This is a genomic window from Pseudomonadota bacterium (assembly GCA_039028935.1).
Classification (GTDB): Bacteria; Pseudomonadota; Gammaproteobacteria; order Steroidobacterales; family SZUA-146; genus SZUA-146.
The window spans coordinates 134,573-142,018 of the sequence record JBCCHD010000006.1; the positions used below are offsets into that span (position 1 = coordinate 134,573).

3 protein-coding genes and 1 riboswitch are annotated in these 7,446 nt (G+C 56.8%); of the genes, 1 reads left to right on the plus strand and 2 read right to left on the minus strand.

Translation table 11 applies throughout. The features are described 5' to 3' along the window. Positions 1-128 precede the first annotated feature (128 nt). Complete coding sequence (locus AAF465_04960) at positions 129-1,427, minus strand: hypothetical protein (GenBank protein ID MEM7082060.1); 1,299 nt, start codon at positions 1,425-1,427, stop codon at positions 129-131. Between the two features lie 196 nt (positions 1,428-1,623). Further along, a riboswitch (cyclic di-GMP riboswitch) is annotated at positions 1,624-1,701 on the minus strand. A 331-nt stretch (positions 1,702-2,032) separates the two neighbouring features. On the opposite strand from AAF465_04960, the gene AAF465_04965 reads away from it, so the two are divergent. Next, a complete protein-coding gene (locus tag AAF465_04965) occupies positions 2,033-6,835 on the plus strand; it encodes an OmpA family protein (protein MEM7082061.1) in 4,803 nt (1,600 codons plus the stop codon). Between the two features lie 79 nt (positions 6,836-6,914). Here the strand turns inward: AAF465_04965 and AAF465_04970 are convergent. Beyond that, a partial coding sequence (locus AAF465_04970; GenBank protein MEM7082062.1) for a DUF2059 domain-containing protein occupies positions 6,915-7,446 on the minus strand: 532 nt, incomplete at its 5' end.

Genomic DNA, 7,446 nt, shown 5'->3' on the forward strand with positions numbered 1-7,446 from the left:
CCTCGACGTGTTAGAGTCGATCAATAAAAAAAGGCGACCGGTCGGTCACCTTTTTTTGGTCCCTCAATCGTCTTCGTTAACGTTTGCGACACACCTTCGATGCGTCCATAACGTCGGGTCTTACCAAACTAGCTCGATGACCAAGTCCCAACCGTCAACTGCGGGAACTGACCATCAAATCGGGTGATCGACAGCACGCTGGCACCGTCGTCAAGATTGATCAGCTCCAACGTACGCCCAGTGTTCGGCCAGGCGATGTTGAGATGCCCCGCTTCATCGATCGACCACGTAAACGCGGTCTGCTGATCACCACTGGTTGAAAAGCCAACACCATCGGTCTGCAGTGTCAGCCGGTCATTTACATTGCGCGGATCGGCGAACTGACCGACGACCGCCGCCTGGGCAAACGCACCACCAAAACCGTACTTCGTCACGGTCGACGCAATGCGTGGCTGATTGCCTAACGAGTTGTCGGTAACGATCTGCAAAGAGCGATCGGTGCTGCTCAACAGGGTGAGTGTGTCGCGAGAGTCGTTAACGTCAAAGTAACGCAGCTCAATCGCGCCAGACTCGGTTATGGACCAACTCGGAATCGTAGAAAACGCCTGGTCGGCAAAATAATCGACCAGCGCCGTGCCCGTGCCGAACATCGCATAGATGTAGCGATTTTCAGACGACACATAGACCCCTTGCGCGTCGTCAGCCGAGAACAGCAGCGTCGCATGACCGTCGGTCAGCAGCTTCGCTTGCGCTTGTGCCAGTATTCCTGGCGACAACAGCTCGACATCACTCTCAAAGGTTGATGTGCCTGCCGCGATGGAACGCGCCAATGCCAATGTATCGGCGTAACCACTTGGCAGGGTATTACCACCCAGATTTTCGACAACAATCTTGATGGCCGAGGCCAGCTCCAATAACTCGGTCGCGTCAACTTGCGACGACAGCGAAACAAATTCGTCAAATGACTCTACGTTCCCGTCCAGTGCCAGACGCTCGGTAAGTACTTGCTTGGCCGTCGTGATATTCGTGATTTTGACACTATTGACCACGTCATTCCGCGCCAGCTCGACACAGCCTTCAAACGTGTCCAGTGTTGCCGTCAGTCGCACACCGTTGGCCGCATCATACGCCGTGCCTTTGACCAGGGCACTTGGGTTTTGCGAATCGATACGCACCTGAAATTCACCGAGGGATCCGGTGGGCACACTACTGCTAAACTCGGTATTGCCGACCGAAATCATAACGTCGGCGTTGACAATCGGGTCATCGGTAACCAAACCGCTCAAGGTAAGCGCGGTCACTGTCTCTCCCGTCGGGATGTTCGCCTCGCCTGTCGCTGGAAGTTCCGTTCCGGAACCGCCGCAGCCGACGAGCAAGAAGCTCCCCACCAGCGCCACAGCCGCGCCCCGATTCAATGAGCAATTCATCTCTGTCTCCTTGACACCTTTGGTGCCGTATTGACAGCGAGCACAACCGCACATGCGTGTATGGGCGGCGGACTCGTTGCTACACTCGTTCAGGACAGATTGGCGCAGGCCGGTGGATGACTCCGGGTCTCAGTTTTACCCAGAGGGTCTCGGGTGACGAGGCAGTATTGGCCACATCACGCATCGAGACAGTGTCACTGGCAACCCCGCTGTCGGCGTTTGCCGACCGGTGGCTTTGCGTGGCCTTGTCGCAACGGCCTTGCCCTGATCAGTGAGCGAGCGAGCGTGACTCGCTGCTGCCTCATCGTTCTGTTGAAATTAGACCCTCACCGACGCCCTACTTCTGTGAACCACGTATCAATAAGACGCGGTTAAATGCGCGTTGAGAGCCAATTTGGCGGGGTATTGCGCAATAGTGAGAAGTCACCTGACCGGTCACAAAAATTCGTATTCCAGACGGTAATTTGACAGAATAAGGGTGGATAAAGTGCTGCGCTGACGAGAGCTTACGCCAGTCCTTCGCGGGTGTGTAAGCCCGTCTGGCGAACAGCCTGGTAGACCTGTTGGCAAATCAGCTCAATCAAGCTTTGGGGAGCTTGGACGCTATGGGTTACGCGAACAACAATAAACACTACCAACACGGCCTGGTTGCCGCCTTCCGTGCCGGCTTCGCCTGCGCCTTACTTGTGGTGTCGCTGTGCGTCGGCATCACCGCACACGCTGCGCCGTTTGTTCTAGACTGGGACACCGAAACCTGGTTACCCGAAGGCAACACCAACCTCTCCCAAACGTACACGGTGGGCGGCCGACCCATCGTCGTCACATTTGGCGGCAACACGCCATTTCTTGACCAAACACCGGGCTTTACATCGCCAGCACTGAGCAGCGTCAATACCGGCGGATTGAATCCCGCGGAACAAAGTCTAGCCGTCTCGACTAATTATTTGGATAACACCGACAACGCCGTAACGGTGACGTTTGATCTCTCCGCGTTTCGCGGTGGCGTCTCCGATCTCTCGTTTTCGATTTTCGATCTCGATTTTGCTCCTGCGTTTATTGACGAAGTGACGGTCACGGCTACCCTCACGGACGGCTCCATCGTCGATCCCACAACGTTAACGGGATCACCGGCGAACACCATCACCAACAGCAACACGATCACCGGAACCGGTCCGTCGCCGACGACCAGTGCAAACGGCAACGCCACGTTCGCGTTTGGGCAGAGCGGTATCACGCAAATTAACTTGATCTATCGCAACGTGACCGCGGCTGTGCCTAATTTTCAGTGGATCCATATTCACGACGTCAATTTTCAAGCCGCGCAAGCCGATATTTCTCTGATTAAAGATGTCGACAATGCAACACCCAGCGTAGGCACCGACGTCACGTACACCATCACCGTCACCAATGATGGGCCCGATGTCGGTACGGGATTGGTGGTTACCGACCAACTTCCCGCCGGATTGACGTACGTCAGCGACAACGGCGGGGGCGCTTACGACAACCTTACCGGCGAGTGGACCATCGGCTCACTGCCGGTCGGCGCGAGCACCAGCTTACAAATTACCGCAACCGTAAATGCCACCGGGCCGTACGACAATGTGGCGGAGCTGACCGAAGCCACGACTGACGACCTAGACTCGACCCCGGGGAATAACGATCCGACGGAGGACGATCAGGACAACGCACTCATCACGCCGCTCACTCAGGCGGATTTGAGCCTCGACAAAACGGTCGATCAACCGGAACCGCTTGTGGGTGATAACGTCACGTTTACGCTCACATTAACCAACGATGGGCCCGCCGACACGACAGGCGTGACTGTCGCCGACACGCTGCCGAGCGGCTTTCAGTTCGTGTCGTCCACACCCTCGGTTGGCAGTTACGACGATGGTACCGGCATCTGGACCGTGGGCGCACTGGCCGCGGGCGCTGTAGAAACACTGCAAATAGTCGCCACGACGCTCGCAACCGGTGACCACACCAACGTAGCGGAGGTCGCCACGTCCGATGTATTCGACCCAGACTCCACACCCGGCAACAACGACCCCTCGGAAGATGACCAATCAAGCGCCGTGGTCACGCCGCTGCTAATTGGCTTGGCCAAAAGTGTGTCAGCTGGCCCCATTAACAATGGCGACGGTACCTTTACCCTTGTTTATTCGCTGATCGCCGAAAACATGGGCGCTGCCGACTTAAGCAACGTGCAGATCGTTGACGACCTCGCTGTCACGTTTGCCGGCGCCGTGTCGTTTACGGTAGACGGCACCAGCAGCGTCGACTTTACGGTCAATCCGGCGTTTGATGGACAGGTCAACACCAATGTGCTGACCGGACTCGATGCGCTGCCTATTGGACAGAACGGCAGCGTGCAACTCACAGTGACCGTCGAGCCGGGCGGCAATTTGGGCCCGTATAACAACACCGCCACTGTGACAGCGACCGGACCGGGCGGTACGCCGGTGACCGATGTGTCACAGCAAGGTGTTGACCCAGACCCAGACAACGATGGCGATCCGCGTAATAACAACGATCCTACGCCGACGAGCTTCGCCGAAAGTCCGATCATCGGATTAGCTAAGCGCGTCAGCACCGTGCCCGTGAGCAACGGCGCGGGCGGCTTCGACTTGTCCTACACAGTGTTCGCGGAGAATCTTGGCGATGTACCGCTGGCGCAGCTCCAGATTACGGACAATATCGCACAGACGTTTGCAGGTGTAATCGATGTCACGGTGAACGCCGTGACCAGTGCAGACTTTACCATCAATCCAAACTATGACGGCACCCTGGAACAAAACCTCCTGCTGGGAACCGATACCCTCCCCGTCGGTGGCAGTGGTGAACTGGTTATCGATGTGACCGTCACGCCGGACACCAACTTGGGCCCGTTCGACAACACCGCCATCGTGAGCGGCGTGTCGCCGGCCGGCACCCCTGTTAGTGATCAATCCACCGACGGCGCACTGACCGATCCCGACGGTGACGGCAACCCGGGTAACAACTCCGTTCCGACCCCGGTGAGTTTCAGTGAGAACCCGGTGATCGGTACAGCCAAAGTGGTTACAGGCACGCCCATTAACAACGGGGATGGCACGTTCTCCGTGAGCTACGACATCCGCGTTGAGAACTTTGGCGATGTGCCTTTATCTGGCGTTCAAATTACCGATGACTTCTCCGCCACGTTCCCAGCACCGGCTGTATTCGCCATTCAATCGGTGACCAGTACCGACCTCGCGGTCAATCCCGCCTTCGATGGCCGGGCTGATACGAATCTACTGCTGGGCAATGATCAGCTCGTGGTCGGCAGCAGCGGCACCGTCAGTGTGGTCTTGCTGATCACACCCGGCGATGCGCTGGGCACCTTCAACAATACCGCGGTCGGCAGTGGCACAAGCCCTGTCGGCACGCCTGTGCAGGACGATTCAAATGACGGCGTCGACCCCGACCCGGACAACGACGGCAACCCGCTCAACAACAACACACCCACGCCGGTCACACTGGCTGAAGCACCCGCAATCGGTTTGGCGAAACGGGTAACCGCTGAGCCCGTCTTCAATAACAACGGCACATTCACGTTTAGTTACACGATGGTGGCGACCAACTTTGGCGACGTCACGCTCAACGCCATTCAGATTACCGATGATTTGGCCACGGTATTCGCCCAGGCGGGCAGCATGGTTGTGAACGCCGTGAATAGCGCGGATTTCTCGGTCAATAATGCGTTCGACGGCAATACCGATACCAATCTGCTCAGTGGCACCGACTCGTTAGCCCCAGGCGCCAGTGGCGAACTCACCGTGACCCTCACTGTTGCACCAGGCACTTTTGGTGGTCCTTACCTCAATACAGCAATTGCCGAGGGCACCTCCCCGGGCAACGCCACTGTCAACGATACCTCTACTGACGGTATTGATCCCGACCCCGACGGCGACGGCGATCCGGGTAACAACAGTGATCCCACGCCCGTGTCATTCGCGCTGCCTGAAATCGTGGTGAGCAAACGCGCCGATCCCACGTCCACAACGGTGGGTGGTCTTGTGCGTTACACCGTAACGGTCGAGAACCGAGGCGGCGCAGCGCTTAACAACATTACGCTACAAGACTTGATCCCCGCTGGATTTACGTACGCGCAAGGTTCGGCCAGTTATGTCGGCAGCGGTGATCTCGAAATCAGCGGCCAGCGTCCGGTAAATTTCGGCGGCATCGACTTGGCCGCAGGCGAATCGGGCACCCTAACCTACGTCCTGCGCGTGGGTGCAGGTGTCGTGCAAGGTGACTACCCCAACATCGTCACGCCGTTCGCTCTTGATGAACCGGTAGGCAATTCCGCCACCGCCACGGTGCGCGTAACGGCCGATCCTGATTTTGAAGAAACCACCATCATCGGCAAAGTGTTTGCCGACCACAACGAAGACGGGTATCAAGATGAGAACGAAGTCGGTATACCTGGCGTTCGGCTGGCTACCGTTGAAGGCCTCATCATCGAGACCGATGCGGAAGGACGCTACCACATTGCAGGCGTGGAAGGCGGCTTCCGCGAGCGTGGACGCAACTTTATCGTAAAGGTTGACCCAGCTACTCTGCCACCCGGCAGCGAATTCACCACCGAGAACCCGCGCGTCAAACGCATCACACAAGGTCTGCTGAATCGCTTTGACTTTGGCGTCAAGATGCCGGCCATCCAAACCGAGCGTGTGGGACGCGTTAAAGTGAAACTGGCCGAGATCTTTTTCCAGCCCAACTCCGCGGAAGTGAACCCCGAGTTCGCCCCCGCCATTGCAGAGCTTGCGCAGCTTCTTAAAGATCACGGTGGCGGCATTTTGTACATCGACGGCAATGCCGATCCGTGCGGACCACCCACACCGGCAAGAACCTATTCGGAAACCGAAACGCTGAGCTACTCGTTCACACCCAAATTTGGCGTACGCATCGCGGCGCTTAGCGACGCCGATAAAGCCCAAATCGATTCGGAGCTCGCTTCGTGGCGTGGCGCCAAAGACGTCTCTATTCTGTCGATCGGTCACACCTCTACGGTGCGCATCGCGCCGGAGAATCGACACGAATTTGCCGACAACTACGTGCTCGGTCAGGCCCGCGCCGAAACCGTCGCTGGCTACGTGCGCCGCTCACTGGGGCTTGACACATCCAGCGTGCAAGCCATTAGCCGGGGACCCGATGAACCGGTGGCCACTAACGCTACCGCCGAAGGCCGCGCAAAAAACCGGCGCGTGGAACTGATAATGAGCGGCGCCCGACTCAGTGCACTGGTCGAACCACCCCGTCAACCCGACTGTGATGCGCTGTTGGGCAAGCGTCGTGCTGATCGAGTTTGGCAGCAGCTACAGCCGCTAATCGGCGACGATCTTATTAACCAAGTCGACGTTCTGCCACATCCGCCGCCTCAATAAGTCGGTCGCAGCGCCCTCTCACGTTAAGTAGCAGGCGCGGCGCCTAGTCGTCGTTGCGTGACACCGGCTGGAAGAACACTTATTGGTTGGGTTGCGCCGCGACTCGCTCAGCAAACTCCATGGCCATCTGATCAATCTTTGGCATTAGATCAATCATCTGCTGTTGAGTCAGTTTGCTGACTTCCTGCATGATAATCGGCATTCTCTCTACCGTGAGCTGACCCACAGGCGTCTTATAAAACTCAACAATCTGATAGATTTCTGTTTCAGAAAACGCCTTTGCGTAAATTTGCACCATGGGCTCTTTCATTGCCTCATAACTGATCATTTCTCGAATAAGATCGCTAATATCGAGAATAAAAAGATCAAACTCCTTCCTCATCTCCTTGGTCATCTCGAACTCGCCGCCAGCCGACTGGCGTAGTCCAACCTCGACCATCTCTTTCATTTGCGCATGAACGGCGTCTTCAGACTGAGAAAGAAGCTGTTCGGTTTGGGTGATCTCCAGTAGTTGGATGATTGCAGCCCGATGCGACGTGTCGACTGCCGCGGCCTGGAACGTGATCGCTAGGCAAAAAAGAATACAGAGTCGCGTTTTTTTAAAAAAAAAA